At 64.3% G+C, this 16,526-nt stretch carries 15 protein-coding genes; 5 read left to right on the top strand and 10 right to left on the bottom strand.

Going from position 1 to position 16,526, the window contains the following annotated elements:
- Positions 1-12: 12 nt before the first annotated feature.
- Both OKW45_RS21840 and OKW45_RS21835 read right to left on the bottom strand, forming a co-directional pair.
- Complete coding sequence (locus OKW45_RS21840; protein ID WP_429473340.1) at positions 13-1,119, bottom strand: ABC transporter permease; 1,107 nt, start codon at positions 1,117-1,119, stop codon at positions 13-15.
- Positions 1,120-1,212: 93 nt separating this feature from the next.
- Complete coding sequence (locus tag OKW45_RS21835; RefSeq protein ID WP_429471048.1) at positions 1,213-2,811, bottom strand: ABC transporter ATP-binding protein; 1,599 nt, start codon at positions 2,809-2,811, stop codon at positions 1,213-1,215.
- Between the two features lie 270 nt (positions 2,812-3,081).
- Between OKW45_RS21835 and OKW45_RS21830 the strand changes: the two genes are divergently transcribed.
- The gene (locus OKW45_RS21830) at positions 3,082-4,014 is read left to right on the top strand and encodes a LysR substrate-binding domain-containing protein (RefSeq protein ID WP_018417698.1); all 933 of its coding nucleotides are present in this window, start codon (positions 3,082-3,084) and stop codon (positions 4,012-4,014) included.
- Between the two features lie 89 nt (positions 4,015-4,103).
- Here OKW45_RS21830 and OKW45_RS21825 read toward each other — a convergent pair whose 3' ends face one another.
- Positions 4,104-5,492 carry an 8-oxoguanine deaminase gene (locus OKW45_RS21825; protein ID WP_503129160.1) on the bottom strand — a complete coding sequence of 463 codons (1,389 nt, stop codon included), beginning with the start codon at positions 5,490-5,492 and terminating at the stop codon, positions 4,104-4,106.
- 546 nt (positions 5,493-6,038) lie between these two features.
- Between OKW45_RS21825 and uraH the strand changes: the two genes are divergently transcribed.
- The 4 genes from uraH to OKW45_RS21805 all read left to right on the top strand — a co-directional run bounded on the left by uraH (position 6,039) and on the right by OKW45_RS21805 (position 9,629).
- Positions 6,039-6,392: a hydroxyisourate hydrolase gene (gene uraH / locus OKW45_RS21820; protein ID WP_018417696.1), complete on the top strand. Its 354-nt coding sequence runs from the start codon at positions 6,039-6,041 to the stop codon at positions 6,390-6,392.
- A gap of 160 nt (positions 6,393-6,552) precedes the next feature.
- Positions 6,553-7,746 carry a urate hydroxylase PuuD gene (locus tag OKW45_RS21815; protein WP_018417695.1) on the top strand — a complete coding sequence of 398 codons (1,194 nt, stop codon included), beginning with the start codon at positions 6,553-6,555 and terminating at the stop codon, positions 7,744-7,746.
- Between the two features lie 270 nt (positions 7,747-8,016).
- Positions 8,017-8,283 carry a helix-turn-helix domain-containing protein gene (locus OKW45_RS21810; protein ID WP_018417694.1) on the top strand — a complete coding sequence of 89 codons (267 nt, stop codon included), beginning with the start codon at positions 8,017-8,019 and terminating at the stop codon, positions 8,281-8,283.
- Positions 8,280-9,629, top strand: a complete 1,350-nt coding sequence (locus OKW45_RS21805; protein ID WP_429471046.1) for a type II toxin-antitoxin system HipA family toxin — start codon at positions 8,280-8,282, stop codon at positions 9,627-9,629. The genes OKW45_RS21810 and OKW45_RS21805 overlap by 4 nt, the downstream gene beginning before the upstream one ends.
- 95 nt (positions 9,630-9,724) lie before the next feature.
- Here OKW45_RS21805 and OKW45_RS21800 read toward each other — a convergent pair whose 3' ends face one another.
- The 7 genes from OKW45_RS21800 to OKW45_RS21770 form a co-directional block, all read right to left on the bottom strand.
- The gene (locus OKW45_RS21800) at positions 9,725-10,237 is read right to left on the bottom strand and encodes an ureidoglycolate lyase (RefSeq protein WP_429471044.1); all 513 of its coding nucleotides are present in this window, start codon (positions 10,235-10,237) and stop codon (positions 9,725-9,727) included.
- Positions 10,234-11,244 (bottom strand): allantoicase, encoded by a 1,011-nt coding sequence (alc, locus tag OKW45_RS21795; protein ID WP_184056821.1) that lies wholly within the window; start codon positions 11,242-11,244, stop codon positions 10,234-10,236. The genes OKW45_RS21800 and alc overlap by 4 nt, the downstream gene beginning before the upstream one ends.
- A gap of 67 nt (positions 11,245-11,311) precedes the next feature.
- Positions 11,312-11,833, bottom strand: a complete 522-nt coding sequence (uraD, locus tag OKW45_RS21790; RefSeq protein ID WP_429471042.1) for a 2-oxo-4-hydroxy-4-carboxy-5-ureidoimidazoline decarboxylase — start codon at positions 11,831-11,833, stop codon at positions 11,312-11,314.
- Positions 11,830-12,777, bottom strand: coding sequence for an allantoinase PuuE (gene puuE, locus OKW45_RS21785; protein WP_429471040.1), 948 nt, complete (start codon positions 12,775-12,777; stop codon positions 11,830-11,832). The genes uraD and puuE overlap by 4 nt, the downstream gene beginning before the upstream one ends.
- Before the next feature lie 194 nt (positions 12,778-12,971).
- Complete coding sequence (locus OKW45_RS21780; RefSeq protein ID WP_429471038.1) at positions 12,972-13,754, bottom strand: aspartate/glutamate racemase family protein; 783 nt, start codon at positions 13,752-13,754, stop codon at positions 12,972-12,974.
- A gap of 58 nt (positions 13,755-13,812) precedes the next feature.
- On the bottom strand, positions 13,813-15,294 hold the full coding sequence (locus OKW45_RS21775) for an NCS1 family nucleobase:cation symporter-1 (RefSeq protein ID WP_429471036.1): 1,482 nt from the start codon (positions 15,292-15,294) through the stop codon (positions 13,813-13,815).
- Between the two features lie 368 nt (positions 15,295-15,662).
- Entirely contained in the window at positions 15,663-16,376 is a 714-nt protein-coding gene (locus OKW45_RS21770) for a GntR family transcriptional regulator (RefSeq protein ID WP_018417686.1), read from the bottom strand.
- Positions 16,377-16,526 lie beyond the last annotated feature (150 nt).

Raw genomic sequence — 16,526 nt, 5'->3', positions numbered from 1 at the left:
TTATTGGCAAACTTAACGAACCACTGCTGCGGCCGAGCGGCGCCGCACGCGGTAGTTCACGAACAGGTCGGCGCCGAGCAGGCAGAACAGCAGCAGGCCCTGGAACACGCCCGAGAGCGCCTGCGGCAATTGCATCGAGGTCTGCACCGCTTCGCCGCCGAGATACAGCAACGCCATCAGCAGACTGGCGAGCACGATGCCGAGCGGATGCAGCCTGCCGACGAACACGACGATGATTGCGGTGAAGCCGTAGCCCGGCGACCACGTCGCCTGCAACTGGCCGATCGGACCGGCGATTTCGCCCATACCGGCGAGGCCCGCGAGGCCGCCGCTAATCAGCAGCGACGTCCAGATCGTCTTCTTGTCGGAGAAACCGGCGTAACGCGCAGCGAGCGGCGCAAGTCCGCCGACGTTCATCCGGTAGCCCGCGAAGCTCTTGCGCATGAACAGCCAGACGAGCGGAATCGCGATCAGCGTGAGGAACACGGACGCGTTCAGGCGCGTGCCACGCAGAAATTTCCAATGCCAGTCGCCATACAGCGTGGGAAACAGCGCGTCGCCGCTGAACATCTCCGACAGCGGGAAGTTCATGCCCTGCGGATCGCGCCACGGGCCGCTCACGAGATAGATCAATAGTTGCGTCGCGACGTACGTGAGCATCAGGCTCACGAGAATCTCGTTGGTATTGAAGCGGCTCTTCAGAAACGCGGGAATCGCGGCCCACGCCATGCCGCCGAGAACGCCGGCCGCCATCATCGTCGGCAGGATCCACCAGCCGCTCGCCTGATCGAAATAGATCGCGACGCCGCTCGCCGCGATGCCGCCGAGCAGCATCTGCCCTTCGGCGCCGATGTTCCACACGTTCGCGCGATAGCCGATCGCGAGACCGAGGCCGATCAGGCACAGCGGCGACGCCTTCAGCAGCAGCTCCGACCAGCCGTTGATGCTCGACAGCGGCTCGATGAAAAACCCGTGCATCGCCTGCAACGGGTCGCGGCCGACGAGGCCGAAGATCAGGAAGCCGATCGCGAGCGTCAGCAACGCGGCGATCAGCGGCACGGCGAGCTGCATCGTGCGCGACGGCGACGTGCGGGCTTCGAGTCGATAGGGAAGCATCATGGGTAGCGTGTATTTGTTCGGGTTCTGTTCTTCAGGGTCCGCATTCGCGTGCGTGGTTAGCGTCCTGGCGTGGCCGGCGGGCAACGCCTCGCCTCATGCATGCGCCGGCTGATCCGCCGCGGGTGCCGCGCCCTCGCGGTCGCCGAACAGCCCCGCCATCCAGCGGCCGATTTCCTCGGCGTTGGTCGCACCGGTCGCGCGCACCGGCGAAAGCCGCCCACCCGCGAGCACCGCGAGGCGATCGCAGATATCGAACAGCTCTTCCAGTTCCTCCGAGATCACCAGAATCGCAACGCCGCGCGCCGACAGATCGAGCAGTTGCTGACGGATGAACGCCGACGCGCCGACATCGACGCCCCACGTCGGCTGCGCGACCACGAGCACCTTCGGCGCCTGCAAAATCTCGCGGCCCATGATGTATTTCTGCAGATTGCCGCCCGAGAGACTTTGCGCGAGCGCGTCGGGGCCGCCGCAGCGCACGTCGAACGCGTCGATGCAGCGCTTCGCGAACGCGCGCATCGCGCCCGTTTTGATCCAGCCCGAGTTGACCATGCTCTGCCGATGCGCGGTGAGCAGCGCGTTGTCGGCGAGGCTCATCGCCGGCACCGCGCCGCGGCCGAGCCGCTCTTCGGGCACGAAGCCGAAGCCGAGCGCGCGGCGCCCGCCCGCGCCGAGGCGCGCGGCCGGTTTGCCGCAGATCGCGATCGTATCGGCCGGCAGGCTGCGTTTTTCAACGCGCTTCTCGCCGGACAACGCCGCGAGCAGTTCCGCCTGCCCGTTGCCCGACACACCGGCAATGCCGAAGATCTCGCCCGCATGCACGCTGAACGACACGTCGCGCAACGAGGTGCCGAACGGATCGTCGCTCGCGACCGACAACTGCCTGACGTCGAGCAGCACCACGCCCGGCTTGTGCTCGCGCCGCGTGTAGTCCGGCAGCGAGTGGCCGACCATCAACTGCGCGAGCGACGCATGCGTCTCGTTCTTCGGCGTCACATGACCGGTCACGCGACCGCCGCGCATCACCGTCGCGGTGTCGCACAACTCCTGGATTTCGTCGAGCTTGTGGCTGATGTAGAGGATGCTGCAGCCTTCGGCCGCGAGCCGGCGCAGCGTCGTGAAGAGCTTGCGGACCGCCTGCGGCGTCAGCACCGAGGTCGGTTCGTCCATGATCAACAGACGCGGATTCTGCAGCAGGCAGCGCACGATTTCGACACGCTGCCGCTCGCCGACGGTGAGGCTGTGGACATGCCGCTGCGGATCGATGTCGAGCCCGTAGTCGGCCGATACCTCGCGAATGCGTTTGGCCAACGTCTTCAGATCGAACGGTTCGTCGAGCGCGAGCGCGATGTTTTCGCCGACCGTCAGCGTCTCGAACAGCGAGAAGTGCTGGAACACCATGCCGACGCCGAGCTTGCGGGCGGCCGCCGGACTCGCGATATCGACCGTCTCGCCTTCCCAACGGATCTCGCCGGCGTCGGGTCGCACCGCGCCGTAGATGATCTTCATCAGCGTGCTCTTGCCCGCGCCGTTCTCGCCGAGCACCGCGTGGATTTCGCCGGGCGCGACGACGAGCGTGACATCGTCGTTGGCGCGCACGGCCGGGTACTGCTTCGTGATGCCCGTCAGCGCGAGCCGAGGCACCGCCTGGCCGGTGAGTTGCGCGTCGTCGCTAAGTGGAGTGTTGCTCATGAGATTCCGTAGTGCGTTCGTGACGCTGCTTGCCGCCTGCTTGCCGCCAGATTGCGGACTATCGATCCGCCCCGCCGATGGGCGATCCGTCACCACAACCGGATGACAATACCTAATTCGCCCCACTCAGTCGAGTTGACAAAATTCCCGCAAACCCCCGCCGCTACAAGCTCTGCGGGTATGTCACCCTTGACGCCGTTTTTCGTCCATATTAAAACGCATATACCCCCACCCTCGTTCGATCAGCCTGCACATATATTTGGAGAATCCATGAGCCAGCAACGCGAGGCGATCGACACGTACCTGCTGCGCGTGTTGCACACGCTACTGATGGAGCGCAGCGTCACCCGCGCCGCCGTCAAACTGAATCAGTCCCAACCCGCCATCAGCGCGGCTCTGCGCCGTCTGCGCGACATCACCGGCGACCCGCTGCTGGTGCGCGGCAAGTCCGGCATGGTGCCGACCGAGTACGGTCTGCGCCTGCTCGAACCGGTGCAGAACGCGCTGCGCGAAATCGAGCGCATCAAGTTCCAGCAGCACAATTTCGATCCGGCCACGTCGATCCGCTGCTACCGGATCGGCTGTCCCGACTACCTGAACGTCCTGTTCGTGCCGACGGTCGTCGAACGTTTCCGCCAGGCCGCGCCGAATGCGACGCTCGAATTCCATTCGCTCGGCCCCGCGTTCGACTACGAACTCGCGCTCGAGGACGGCAAGCTCGACATCGTGGTCGGCAACTGGCCGGAGCCGCCCGAGCAGTTGCATCTGTCGAACCTGTTCGTCGATCAGATCGTCTGCCTGATGAGCAACGCGCATCCGTTCGCCAAACGCGGCGGGCTCACGCTCGACCAGTACCTGAACGCGCCACATCTCGCGCCGACGCCGTATTCGGTCGGCCAGCGCGGCGCGATCGACGTGCATCTCGCGCGCGAGCGGCTCAAGCGCCATGTGGTCGTCACGTTGCCCTACTTCAATCTCGCGCCGTACGTGCTGATCAAGTCCGATCTGATCTTCACGACGACGCGCCTCTTTGCCGACTACTACGCGAAGTTTCTGCCGCTGACCGTGGTGGCCGCGCCGCTCGACTTTCCGCCGATGCAGTACTACCAGTTGTGGCACGAGCGCGTGCATTACTCCGACGAAGTGCGCTGGCTGCGCGGCCTGGTTGGCGAGGCGACCCGGACCTTGATCGACAAGTCCTGACGCCGCATGCGACGCCGATCGCACCGGGCGCCACCGCTCACGGATCAGCGGCTTGCGCGCGGCGCGAGTGCCGCCCGTTCCGCTCGAGCTCAAGCCGACGCCTCGTAAAGCTGCCGCGCGAGCGCGTTATGCCGCTCGAGCACCGGCCCGAGTTCGAGCGTCGCCAACTGCCCATCCTTCACCACCACCTTACCGTCGATCATGCTATAGCTGACCTGCGACGGCGCGCAGAATACCAGAGCCGCCACCGGATCGTGCAGCGCGCCGGCAAAATGCGGCTCACGCAGATCGAACGCGACAAAGTCCGCGGCCATGCCGGGCGCGAGCGCGCCGATGTCGTCGCGATTGAGCACGCGCGCACCCCCCAGGGTCGCGATTTCGAGCGCCTCGCGTGCGGTCATAGCATCGGGCCCAAAACCGACGCGCTGCAGCAACAGCGCCTGGCGCACTTCACCGATCATCTGCGCACCGTCGTTCGACGCCGAACCGTCGACGCCGAGCCCGACCGGCACGCCCGCGAGCCGCATTCGCTTGATCGGCGCGATGCCCGACGCGAGCCGCATGTTCGAGCACGGACAGTGCGCGACGCCGGTGCCGGTGCGCGCGAACAGCGCGATGCCCGCGTCGTCGAGTTGCACGCAGTGCGCATGCCATACGTCATGGCCGACCCAGCCGAGATCGTGCGCATACTCGGCCGGCGTCATGCCGAACTTCTCGCGGCTGTACTCGACGTCGTTGAGGTTCTCCGCCAGATGCGTATGCAGCGACACGCCGTACTGGCGCGCGAGCGCCGCCGATTCGCGCATCAGGTCGCGGCTCACCGAAAACGGCGAACACGGCGCCACGACAACGCGCAGCATGGAGTAGCGCCCATCGTCGTGATACGTCTCGATCAGACGCTGCGTGTCCTTCAGGATGTCCGCTTCGCGCTCGACCATCGAATCGGGCGGCAGGCCGCCGTCCTTGCGTCCCACGCTCATGCTGCCGCGCGCCGCATGAAAGCGCATGCCGATTCGGCGCGCGGCCGCGATGCTGTCGTCGAGACGGCTGCCGTTCGGATAGATATACAGATGGTCGCTCGACGTCGTGCAGCCCGACAGCAGCAGCTCGGCCATCGCGGTCAGCGTCGATACTTCGATCATGTCAGGCGTGAGGTTCGCCCACACCTTGTACAGGTTCGTGAGCCAGCCGAACAATTCGGCGTTCTGCGCGGCGGGAATCGCGCGCGTGAGGCTCTGGTACATGTGGTGGTGCGTGTTGACGAGGCCCGGAATCACGAGATGGCCGTGCAGGTCGAGTACCTGGTCGGCCGTTTGCGGCAGTTGCGCGGTCGATCCGACCGCGACGATCCGGTTGTCCTCGATGTACAGCCCGGCGTCGCGCAGTTCGCGCCGCTCGTCATCCATCGTGACCAGCACGTCCGCGTGCTTCACGAGCATCGTTTTACCGGGTTGTTTCAGTGCTTCATTCATCGTCATTCGTCTGTCCGCCTGATTGCCTGCATGCAAAGCCGTTCCGAACGCGATGCGGCGGCACGCCACCGTGCCGTCGCGTTCCGTTGAACGCCATTGGCCCGGTTACCCAGCGTGAGTCGCCGTCTTCGGGGTTCTCGTGCCAAAGGCCTGCCTTTGCACGGGTGTGTCGCGCCGCCACCTCGCGCGAACCGGATCGGGTTCGCGCGGGTCGCGCCGCACAGCGCTTACCTTCGGTAGCCAAAATCCCGCTGACAACCCGCGCGGTTGCGATACCCAACTTCACTCCGCCAATATAGTGGTGCATTTTTGGCGCCGGTACGATCGGCCGATGAGCCGGCGCGGCTTTCGTCTGGCTGTCCATCATGCGCGAACTATTATCTTTCCTATCGCTCGCGCTCGGGACAGAGCATCCTTTCTACAATGGCTGCCACGGCGCTCGCTTCGATTCGCCGACGGGTATGTAGCCACTGACGTGGAGCCTCGATCCGCCGCAAACGTAATGGATCGGGCCGCCGCCGACACCTCGCATTCACACAAGGACAATTGCGAATGGGCAAGCTCACTACCCACGTGCTCGACACCGCGAACGGCCGTCCCGGCGCAGGCATCAAGGTCGAACTCTTCGCGCTCGCGGGCGACACGCGCCGCGCGCTCAAAACCACTGTCACCAATCACGACGGCCGCTGCGACGAGCCGCTGCTCGAAGGCGACGCGCTCGTCGCGGGCGAGTACGAACTCGTGTTCGGCGCGGGCGACTACTTCGCCTCGCTCGGCACGAAGGTGCCGGAACCCCGCTTCGTCGATCGCGTCGTGCTGCGCTTCGGCGTCGCCGATGCCGACGCACACTATCACGTGCCGCTGCTGGTGTCGCCGTTTTCGTACAGCACGTATCGGGGCAGCTAGCGCGCCGCGCCCGACCGGGACAAGCAGGCACTACCAGGCACAAGCGCCCCGCGATACCCATAACAACCCGCGAGCTGCGTCTTTTATCCCGCAGTCGGCGCGATGACCGACGACGTCGACCGTCATCGCGCGCGCAACGAATCAGAAGTGGAGGAGTTTCATGGAAGGCTTTATCACCGACTGGTTGAACCTCGCGATTCGCTGGTTCCACGTCATCGTCGCCATTGCATGGATCGGCGAATCGTTTTATTTCGTCGCGCTCGACAACAGCCTGAAGCCGCCGACCGATCCGAACCAGCGCCGTCGCGGCGTGTTCGGCGAGCTGTGGCACGTGCACGGCGGCGGCTTCTACAACATGCAGAAGTACACGGTCGCGCCGCCCGAAATGCCCGAAGACCTGCACTGGTCGAAATGGCCTTCGTACACGACGTGGCTGTCGGGCTTCGGTCTCTTTACCGTGCTGTATCTGTTCTCGCCGAGCACCTACCTGATCGACAAAAACGTGCTCGACATGGGTCCGGTGGTCGCCGTCGCCTCGGCGATCGGTTTCCTCGCGGCCGGCTGGATCGTCTACGACTCGCTGTGCCGTATTCTCGGCACGCGCGACAAACTTCTCGGCATCTGCGTCGGCGTTTATGTGCTGATCGCGGCGTATCTCGCCTGCCATATCTTCGCGGGCCGCGCGGCGTATCTGATCATGGGCGCGATGCTCGCGACGATCATGTCGGCCAACGTGTTCTTCGTGATCATTCCGGGTCAACGCAAGATGGTCGACGCGATGCTGAAGGGCGACACGCCGAACCCGATCTACGGTAAGCGCGGCAAGCAGCGCTCGGTGCACAACACGTATTTCACGCTGCCGGTCGTGTTCGCGATGCTGTCGAACCACTACGCGATGACCTACACGCATCCGTACAACTGGGCGGTGCTCGTCGTCATCATGCTGGCCGGTGCGCTGATCCGTCAGTTCTTCGTGATGCGCCATCGCGGCCAGGTGTTGTGGTATCTGCCGCTCGTCGGCGTCGCGCTGATGTGCACGGCACTCGTGTGGACCATGCCGCGTCCGGTGGTGCCGCAGGCGCAGGCCGCCAACGCGCCGGCGCTGAAGGTCGCCGACATCGCGCCGGTGCTGCAGCAGCGCTGCGTGGCCTGCCACTCCGCGCATCCGACGATGATGGGCAGCGCGCCCGCCGGCGTGCTGATGGATACGCCCGACGAAATTTCGCAGAACGCGCAACGCATTTATCAGCAGGCGGTCACGTTGAAGGCGATGCCGCTCGGCAACGTCACGCATATGACCGACGACGAGCGGATGAAGATCGCCGCGTGGTTCGAGGGCGGCGCGGCGAAGTAAGGACGTCTGTCCGGATCACGGAACCGGTGCCGAGGCAGAGGCTGAAATGTGAGGCGGGCTTGTCACGTGAGCGGCAAGCCCGCTGTTGTTTTGGGATGGCGACGGGTGCAGTCAACCGGATCGGCATTTTTCATTTTGTAGCCCTTGGGCGACAAAATCCGCAAATCCACCGGAATTGTAGCCCTTGAGACACAAAACAAATTAGTGTTTTGTACCCCTTGAGCTACAATTAATCTCAGATTCGCCGAATTTGACGCCCTGAGGCTACAAATGACCAACCTCGCCGATGTCTCGGACATGCTCAAAGCCGTACGACGAGACAGCAAACTATCGCAGGAAGACCTGGCGCGCCGCGCGGGCGTTGCCCGCACGACCGTCGCACGGATGGAAACGCTCGCCAAAAACGATATGAGCGTGTCCGTGCTCGTGCGCCTGCTTGAAGCCGCCGGTTACGATCTCAAGTTCGTCGCGCACGGGCACGGCCGCACGCTTGAGGACATCCTCGCCGAACAGCGCAGCCCGGATGCGCAGCCATGAAGCTCGACGTTCAGGTACTAGGCAAGCACGTTGCCACGCTGTTTCGCGAGCGCGATGACTATGTCCTCAAATACAACGTCGATGCGAGCGCGGCCGACTTCGTCAGTCTGACGATGCCGGTGCGCGAAGAGGCCTGGCGCTGGCCGCGCGACCTGCATCCGTTTTTCCGGCAGAACCTGCCCGAGGGCTATCTACTGAATCTGATCCGCGAGCAATTCGGGCCGTTGCTGGACGGAACCGATCTCTCGTTGCTCGCCGTGGTGGGTTCGATGGGGATTGGTCGGGTCACTGTCACGCCCGAAGGTGTCGCGCCGGGCACGGAACTCCAGGCGCTCGACGTCCAGCACATCCTGCACGGCGACAACACCGCCGAACATTTCGCGCAACTCGTACGTGAATACGCGCGAGCGGCTATTTCGGGCGTCGTGCCGAAGTTCATCGCGCCAGAGGCGCAGCCGTCTGCTGCGTCACCGCCGTTGCAGCTCGGTAAGCCGACGATTCGAACGAGCCGTCACATCGTCAAAGGTTCGGACGACAACACGCCCTTTCTCGGCTTCAACGAGTTCTATTCGATGCGCGTGCTGGAGCGGCTTGGGGTTGCGTCCGTTGCGCGCACGCAGATGTCGGACGATGGCCGCGCACTGATCGTCGAGCGCTTCGATGTGGACGCGCAAGGACTGCCGGCGTACGGGGTGGAAGACCTGTGCGGCCTGCTCGGTTTGCCGCCGCACGAAAAATACAATTCGACCAGCGAGAAAATGCTCAACGCGGCGAGAGCCTATCTGCTCGATCGCGACACCACGCGGATGCAACTCCAGCAGCTCGGCTGGCATCTGCTGACCAACTACGTCGTGCGCAATGCGGACTGCCACACCAAGAACGTCGCACTGTTCTACACGTCGGTCGACGATGTCGCGTTCACGCCCGTCTACGATGTCGTGACGACGCAGGCTTATCCGCGCTTCGCAGCCAATCCGCCCGGCTTGCCTGTTGACGGCCGGAAGACCTGGGCAGCCGGTAAAGCGCTGGAACGATTTTTCAACACGCGCATGGGCATCGCTCCGCGCCAATATGCGCAGATGATCGAAGCGCTGTGCGATTCGGCTGTCGAGGTCGGCCATGAGTTGATCGAAGCAGCACGCAACGAACAGCAGTGGCGCACGGTCGCGAAACAGATGCTGCACGCGTGGGACGACGGCATGACATCGCTGCGCTCGCCAAAGAAAAGCGTGCAATTCAGGGGGCTCAAGCCGGCGATCGAAGCAGCGGGATTTTCGGCGCCTGAGCCGCCCGAACGGTCAAGGGAAGTCATCGGGCATTCGCCGCTGCTCGGCAGGCGCAAGTGATCGCCATCCATGCAAAAAAGCCCACGACGTAACGCACGTCGCGGGCCTGTTCTTCGAACCGCAACGCTACCGGCTACCCGGCAGCTGCATCGCCATCAAACCGCCACCGCGCTCAACGCATCTTCCGTGAGCCACAGCGACTCCGCCAGATCCTGCTCGTTCAGATTGAGCCCCTCGCCGCCACGATCGACGACGATAAAGTCGCTCGTCTCGCCCAAAGCGATCAGCGGATGGTGCCACACGCCTTTCGCGTAGTTGACGCCCTGCCAGCCAGTGGTGACGAACGCGCGGACCTTCTTCGTGTCGAGTTCGCCCGCGGGCGCGACGACGACCAGATACGGCTTGTCGTTGAGCGGCACGAACGCCTGGCTGCCAAGCGGATGACGCTCGAGCATCTTCACTTCGAACGGCAGCGTGCGCGGCTGGCCACGAAACAGATTGACGAGCGTGCGGCCGTGCTCGTCGGCCACGTCGACTTTCGCGAGGTCGTGATAGCGGATCGTCGTGCCGAGGTTGATCGGAATCTGCTTCGCGCCTTCGAGTTCGATCACGTCGCCGAATGCGGCGAACGCCTCTTTCGTCAGCGGCTCGATGGCGAGCGTTTTCATTCGAGCGTACCCCACAGACGCAGACGCGACACGCCGCCGTCCGGATAGATGTTGAAGCGTACATGCGTGACGGGCCCGAGCGCCGCGATCTCGCTCTCGAAGAAATGCTGCTTGTCCATCTGCAGTTTCTGTTCGCCGAGCAGCACCGGCCAGAACATCGCCTGCGTGACGAGCGAGCTGTCGGTGCCGCCCTTCACGTACGCGGCCTGGATCGAACAGCGATCCGGATAATTGCCCTTGAAGTGCGCGGTGTCGACTTCGATCTTGCGGATCACGCCCGGCTGCGCGAGCGCGATGATCGCCCAGTCGTTGCCCGGCTCGCGACGACGACGCGTTTCCCAGCCGTCGCCCATATTCACGCCGCGACCCGGCATCAGCAGCGTCGAGGCCGCGCCGAAGTGCTGGTTGTTCGCACCGACCAGATACGCGCCGTTTTCCATCGCCGCGAGATCGAACTGCTCGGTGCGGCTCGCGCCGGCCCAGTCGACCTGCGGCTGACCGTAAACACGCAGACGCGCGATGCCTCCGTCCGGATAGATGTTCACGCGCAGATGCGTGTACGCGCTCGCGTCGCCGACTTCGAGGTAGTGGTGGCTATTGCCCTGCAACGTGGTCGACGGCACGATCTCGGTCCATTGCGTCGCCTGATTCGGCTCGCCATCCGCAACGCGCGCCGCTTCCACCGACGCCGCCGGCGGGAAGTTGCCGGTGAAGTGGCTGGTGTCGAGGTCGAGTCCCTTGATCACGCCGGGCCGCGCGAGTTTGACGATGCACCAGTCGTAGCCGGTCGTGCGCTTGCGACGCGTTTCCCAGCCGTCCATCCACTTGCCGTTGTCGTCGTACTTGCCCGGAATGAAGACGGCCGGTTCCGGATTCAGCATGCGGTCCTTCGGCGCGAAGAATTCGTCGCTGGCCTCGAGCGCCTGCGCGCCCAGACGCGGGTCCGCCAGGTTCACGTAACGGCGCGTGAATTCCGGTGCGTTGGGGTCGAGAATCGGAAGTGCCATCTTTGTCGTCCTTGAGATCGATTGGTGCGGGAAAAACGTTACGGCTCGCTGCATGACGAAGTGCGCGTCACGCGCCGATCAGGTCGTCGAGCCGCAAACGTGCAATGCGATAGATCTGATCGAGGCTCGCGCGCAGTTCGTCGGCGCGGCTGTTGTTCACGCGCGATTCGAAGGTCGCGATGATGCCGTGGCGGTCGTAGCCGCGCACCGCGAGAATGAACGGAAAACCGAATTTCTCGCGATACGCGTGATTGAGCGCATGCAGCTTGTCGAACTCTTCCTGCGTGCATTGCGCGAGACCCGCGCCGCTTTGCTCGCGCGTCGACTCGGCGGTCAGCTCGCCGCGCACCGCGGCCTTGCCGGCCAGCTCCGGGTGCGCGTTGATCAGCGCGAGCTGCTTGTCCTCGCCAGACGTTTCGACGATCTGCGACATCCTGCGATGCAGCTCGTCGATGCTCGCGAACGGCCGCTCCCGCGCCGCAATCTCCGCGACCCACGGCGAGTGCTCGAAGATGCCCGACAGCGCCGCGACGAACGCGTCGGTCGAGATACTGTTGAGTTGGTCCAGGGTGTATTGCATCGCCTTCATGCCGCAGCCTCGCGGTCGTGCTGGTAAGGATGAGTTTCGTGCCAGTGCCGCGCGATATCGACGCGCCGCGACACCCACACGCGATCGTGCTGTTCGATGTGGTCGAGAAAGCGCTGCAGCGCCCGGAAACGCCCCGGCCGCCCGAGCAGCCGGCAGTGCATGCCGATCGACAGCATCTTCGGCACTTCGTCGCCCTCTTCGTACAGCACGTCGAATGCGTCGCGCAGGTAGGTGAAGAAGTGGTCCGCGGTGTTGAAGCCTTGCGGGGTGGCGAAGCGCATGTCGTTGGTGTCGAGCGTGTACGGCACGATCAGTTGCGGCACGGTCTTGCCGCCCGATACCTCGACGTCCATCCAGAACGGCAGGTCGTCGCCGTAGTAATCGGAGTCGTACAGGAAGCCGCCGTATTCGGCGACCAGCCGATGAGTGTTCGGACTGTCGCGGCCGGTGTACCAGCCGAGCGGCCGCACGCCGGTCACGCGCTCGATCGCCTCCATGCCGAGGCGCATGTGCTGCGCTTCCTGCTCCGGCGACATGTCCTGATAGTGAATCCAGCGATAGCCGTGGCACGCGATCTCATGCCCGAGTTCGACGAACGCTTGCGCGACTTCCGGATGCCGCTCGATCGCCATGCCGACGCCGAACACCGTCAGCGGCAGGTCGCGCCTTTCGAATTCGCGCAGGATGCGCCACACGCCAGCGCGCGAGCCGTATTCGTAGATCGACTCCATGCTCATGTGCCGCGCCGGATACGCCGCCGCGCCCACGATCTCCGACAGGAACTGCTCGGAACCGGGATCGCCGTGCAGCACGCAGTTTTCGCCGCCCTCTTCGTAATTGAGGACGAATTGCACCGCAACGCGCGCTCGCCCCGGCCAGTTCGGATGCACCGGGTGGCGGCCGTAGCCGATCAGATCGCGTGGGTAGTTCGGGTCGAGTGGCATGGTTTGATGGATGCGTAGTGACGGGACCAGGAATTCGCGTGAACGCGGTTCGAAACCCCTCGGCAACGGTGCGGGGTTCACACGTGTAGCCACGCAACAGGCGGATTCAGCGGCTGCCGAAACCGCAGCGCCGAGTTGACCCAGTGTAGCGAAAACACCCCGGTGCGCCCATACAGCCGGGCAGATAGTGCGTGTTACAGCGAGTGTATGTGCGTGTCCGCCGATTCGGCGTTTACCCGCAGCGGACCCGGGCTGAACGATGCGAGCGCGCCGTCGTAGCGCTTCGCGAGCGGCCGCGCGTAGTCGCCGCGCTTGGCCGTCGCGAGACGCAGCGCGACCAGCGCCTCGGTCCATTTGACGGCCGCCGTCACGCCTTCGATCACCGGCGCGCCGAGCGCATCCTCGATCTCCGCGCACAGTTCGGCCATGCCCGCGCAGCCGAGCACGATCGCGTCCGAGCCGTCCTCGGCGAGCGCGCGCCGGCATTCGTCGAGGATGATGCGGCGCGCCGCCGAGCCCGGCTGGTCGAGATCGAGCACGGCGACGTCGGTCGCACGCACGTTGCGGCAGAAGCGCTTCATGCCGTAGCGCTCGGCCAGATGCCAGGCCATGCCGCAGGTGCGCGCGAGCGTCGTCACGACCGAAAAACCCGGCGCGAGCACGCTCGCCGCGTGCATCGCCGCCTCGGCGATGCCGATGACCGGACCGCGCGCCAACTCGCGGGCCGCATAGAGACCGGGGTCGCCGAAGCACGCGATCACGTAGCCGTCACAGCCGTCCCGCTCGCCCGCCTCGACTTCGGCGAGCAGACCGGGCGTGGCGAGCGCTTCGTCGTAATAGCCCTCGATCGACGGCGGCCCCATCGTCGGATTGACGGCGATCACTTCGGTGCCGGGCGCGGCGACGTCGCGCGCGCAGCGCCCCATCGCCTCGGTCATGCGGCGCGTCGTGTTCGGATTGATCAGTTTGATACGCATGGCGACTCCTGTTCGACTCGTGATTGCAGCGGCGAAATCTTGCGCAAAGCCACGAAGCTCAGCGTGCGAGCATCCGGTAAAACAGCGCGCCGAGTCCCGCGCCGATGAACCACGAGAAATTCGCGCAGCCGTCGAGCCCCGGCACCATCACGCAGATCACCGCGATCAGCGCGGCCGGCAGCAACGCGGCCACCGCGCGATAGTTGACGCCGTTGCGATACCAGTACGAGCCGCTCGGCGCGACCGTGTACAGATCGTCGAGCACGATCTTCTGACGCTTCACAAGGTAGAAGTCGACGATCAGGACGCCGTACAAAGGTCCGATGAAGCTGCCGAGCACGTCGAGCGTGTAGTGGATCACGGCCGGATTGTTGAACAGGTTCCACGGCGTGATGAACACCGACGCGACCGCCGCGAGCATGCCGCCCGCGCGCCAGCTGATCAGGCGCGGTGCAACGTTCGAGAAGTCGAAGGCCGGCGACACGAAGTTCGCGACGATGTTGATGCCGATCGTCGCGATCGTGAAGGTCAGCGCGCCGAGAATCACGGCCATCGGATAGTCGATGCGGCCCACCGTCTCGACCGGGTCCGTGATCAGTTCGCCGAACACCGGCAGCGTGGCCGCGGTCGTGATCACCGTGACGAGCGAGAACGCGAGGAAGTTGACCGGCAGGCCCCAGAAGTTGCCGCGCTTGACGCTGCGAAAGCTCCTGCCGTAGCGCGAGAAGTCACCGAAATTCAGCATCGGTCCCGAGAAGTACGACACCACCAGCGAGATAGCCGTGATCATCACCGGTAGCACTTCCATGCCGTGATATTTGACGCCGCCGAGGTTGATGCCGATGTTGCGCCAACCCGCGCGATACACCATGTAGCCGGCAAGAATGAACATCACGACGTAGACGGCTGGCCCGGCGAAGTCGATGAACTTCTTGATGGTCTCCATGCCGTGCCAGAACACCAGCGCCTGCAGTACCCACAGCAGCATGAAGCCCGCCCAGCCGAGCGTCGACAGACCGAACAGACCATGCCGATGCACGTCCGCATACGGAAGCAGTTGCGGCACGAACTTCAGCACGACGATCACGAGCGCGCTCGACGCGAGATAGGTCTGGATGCCGTACCACGCGACCGCGATCAGGCCGCGAATTACTGCCGGGACATTCGCGCCGAGCACGCCGAAGGTCGCGCGACACGCGACCGGATACGGCACGCCGTTCAGCTGGCTCGGCTTCGCGATCAGGTTGCACAGCACGTTCACGAGCGTGATGCCGACGAGCAACGCGACCAGCACCTGCCAGCTCGTCAGGCCGAGCGCGAAGAGACTCCCCGCGAATACATAGCCACCCACGCTATGCACGTCCGACATCCAGAACGCGAAGATGTTGTACGCGCTCCAGTTCTGCGCGCGCAGCGGCGCGAGGTCCTCGTTGTAAAGCCGCTCGCTGTAGCCGGCCGGCATCGACGGATCGGTTTGAGCCGTGCCGTCCGGATAGTTGGAGATGGGGTGACTGCCTGGCGCTGCACTGAACTGAGCCATGATTCCTCCTTTGGATAGGGACCGTCGAAAGAGCATCGACGGACACTGCATCGGCCATGCCAGTTGCTCGCTTCTCGTCCCGCGAGGGTCGAAGAAGTCGGCGTCGTGGTCCCGGACCGTGCCGCGCGTGTCTCCGTACTGACGTACTTGTGGTTGTCGCATCGCCAGCCGCCGCGGATTTCCGGCGATGCGTCGCTACCTGAAAGTCCGTCGTCTCGCGACGGACATGCGTGTTCAGGCCGGCGGCGCTCACGCGAGGCCGCCTAGCCGTGTATCTGTCGGTTCAGTTCAATTCAGTGCGGCGCGCACCACCAACGGGCGCTCGCCTGCTGCTTGCCTCAGCCTGGGGTGCAGTCGGCTTCGGCTCTTTACGTGGACGCTTCTTTCGGCGCGAGCGCGCCGAATACTTCATGCAGATCCGCTGCCCCGCGCGCGGGGCGCTCCAGCATCTTCAACTCGACGCTTTGCAGATGGCGCGACATCAGCGCGGCCGCCTGCTTCGCATCGCCGGCGTCGAGCGCGGCGAGAATCGCTTCGTGATCCTCGAACGAGCACGGGCTGCGTCCGAGCGATTCGTACAGCGCGGAAATCAGCGTGGAACGCGCGACCAGCCCGTTCAGGCAATCGCACAACACTGAGTTGCCGGTCAGGTTCGCGAGCTCCGTATGAAACTCGCCCGACAAGCGGATCCATGCCGGAAAATCCCGCGTTTCGAATGCCTTGCGTTCCCGGCCGATCATGCCGCCGATGTTCTTCAAACGCCGCATGCCGTGTCCGCTGCAGATCTTTTCGACGACGGCCAGCTCGATGATGCGGCGCATTTCGAACACCTCGTGCACCTCCTGCAGCGACGGACTCGCGACAAACGCGCCACGATTCGGCTCGAGATCGACGAGGCGCTCACCCGCCAGCTGCGACAGCGCCTGGCGGATCGGGCCGCGCTTCACACCGAATACTTCGCATAGCTGAGCTTCGGTGAGCTTCGCGCCGGGTGCGAGCCGGTGCTCGAGGATCGCCGCGCGGATGCGTTCGGCGATTGCTTCGGGCTTCGAACTGTTCGCGACGGATTCGGTGTCGGACATGATTGGCGTCTCGGTATGTTGGTCATCATAGGACGGACACAAATATTGTCAACAATTTTTGCGTCTATTTTGGACAGTTTTCGTGCTGCGTTGCGTCAGCAGAAGCCCTGTGAACCAAGGTGTGCGGCTGTCTGGGCGGGAATCTTACCC

This window comes from Paraburkholderia lebeckiae (assembly GCF_050436225.1).
In the GTDB taxonomy this organism is placed as follows: Bacteria; Pseudomonadota; Gammaproteobacteria; order Burkholderiales; family Burkholderiaceae; genus Paraburkholderia; species Paraburkholderia tuberum.
The sequence above is the reverse complement of the archived record's forward strand: the minus strand, read 5'-3'. Positions and strand labels throughout refer to the sequence as shown.

What these genes read in the sequence shown, in the direction of transcription:
- uraD (WP_429471042.1), bottom strand. Translation starts at nt 11,833, where the DNA reads ATGAAGGCGATGCAATACACCCTGGACCAACTCAACAGTATCTCGACC.
- alc (WP_184056821.1), bottom strand. Translation starts at nt 11,244, where the DNA reads ATGGCACTTCCGATTCTCGACCCCAACGCACCGGAATTCACGCGCCGT.
- OKW45_RS21815 (WP_018417695.1), top strand. Translation starts at nt 6,553, where the DNA reads ATGGAAGGCTTTATCACCGACTGGTTGAACCTCGCGATTCGCTGGTTC.
- puuE (WP_429471040.1), bottom strand. Translation starts at nt 12,777, where the DNA reads ATGCCACTCGACCCGAACTACCCACGCGATCTGATCGGCTACGGCCGC.
- OKW45_RS21780 (WP_429471038.1), bottom strand. Translation starts at nt 13,754, where the DNA reads ATGCGTATCAAACTGATCAATCCGAACACGACGCGCCGCATGACCGAG.
- OKW45_RS21805 (WP_429471046.1), top strand. Translation starts at nt 8,280, where the DNA reads ATGAAGCTCGACGTTCAGGTACTAGGCAAGCACGTTGCCACGCTGTTT.
- OKW45_RS21840 (WP_429473340.1), bottom strand. Translation starts at nt 1,119, where the DNA reads ATGATGCTTCCCTATCGACTCGAAGCCCGCACGTCGCCGTCGCGCACG.
- OKW45_RS21775 (WP_429471036.1), bottom strand. Translation starts at nt 15,294, where the DNA reads ATGGCTCAGTTCAGTGCAGCGCCAGGCAGTCACCCCATCTCCAACTAT.
- OKW45_RS21830 (WP_018417698.1), top strand. Translation starts at nt 3,082, where the DNA reads ATGAGCCAGCAACGCGAGGCGATCGACACGTACCTGCTGCGCGTGTTG.
- OKW45_RS21770 (WP_018417686.1), bottom strand. Translation starts at nt 16,376, where the DNA reads ATGTCCGACACCGAATCCGTCGCGAACAGTTCGAAGCCCGAAGCAATC.
- OKW45_RS21835 (WP_429471048.1), bottom strand. Translation starts at nt 2,811, where the DNA reads ATGAGCAACACTCCACTTAGCGACGACGCGCAACTCACCGGCCAGGCG.
- OKW45_RS21810 (WP_018417694.1), top strand. Translation starts at nt 8,017, where the DNA reads ATGACCAACCTCGCCGATGTCTCGGACATGCTCAAAGCCGTACGACGA.
- uraH (WP_018417696.1), top strand. Translation starts at nt 6,039, where the DNA reads ATGGGCAAGCTCACTACCCACGTGCTCGACACCGCGAACGGCCGTCCC.
- OKW45_RS21825 (WP_503129160.1), bottom strand. Translation starts at nt 5,492, where the DNA reads ATGACGATGAATGAAGCACTGAAACAACCCGGTAAAACGATGCTCGTG.
- OKW45_RS21800 (WP_429471044.1), bottom strand. Translation starts at nt 10,237, where the DNA reads ATGAAAACGCTCGCCATCGAGCCGCTGACGAAAGAGGCGTTCGCCGCA.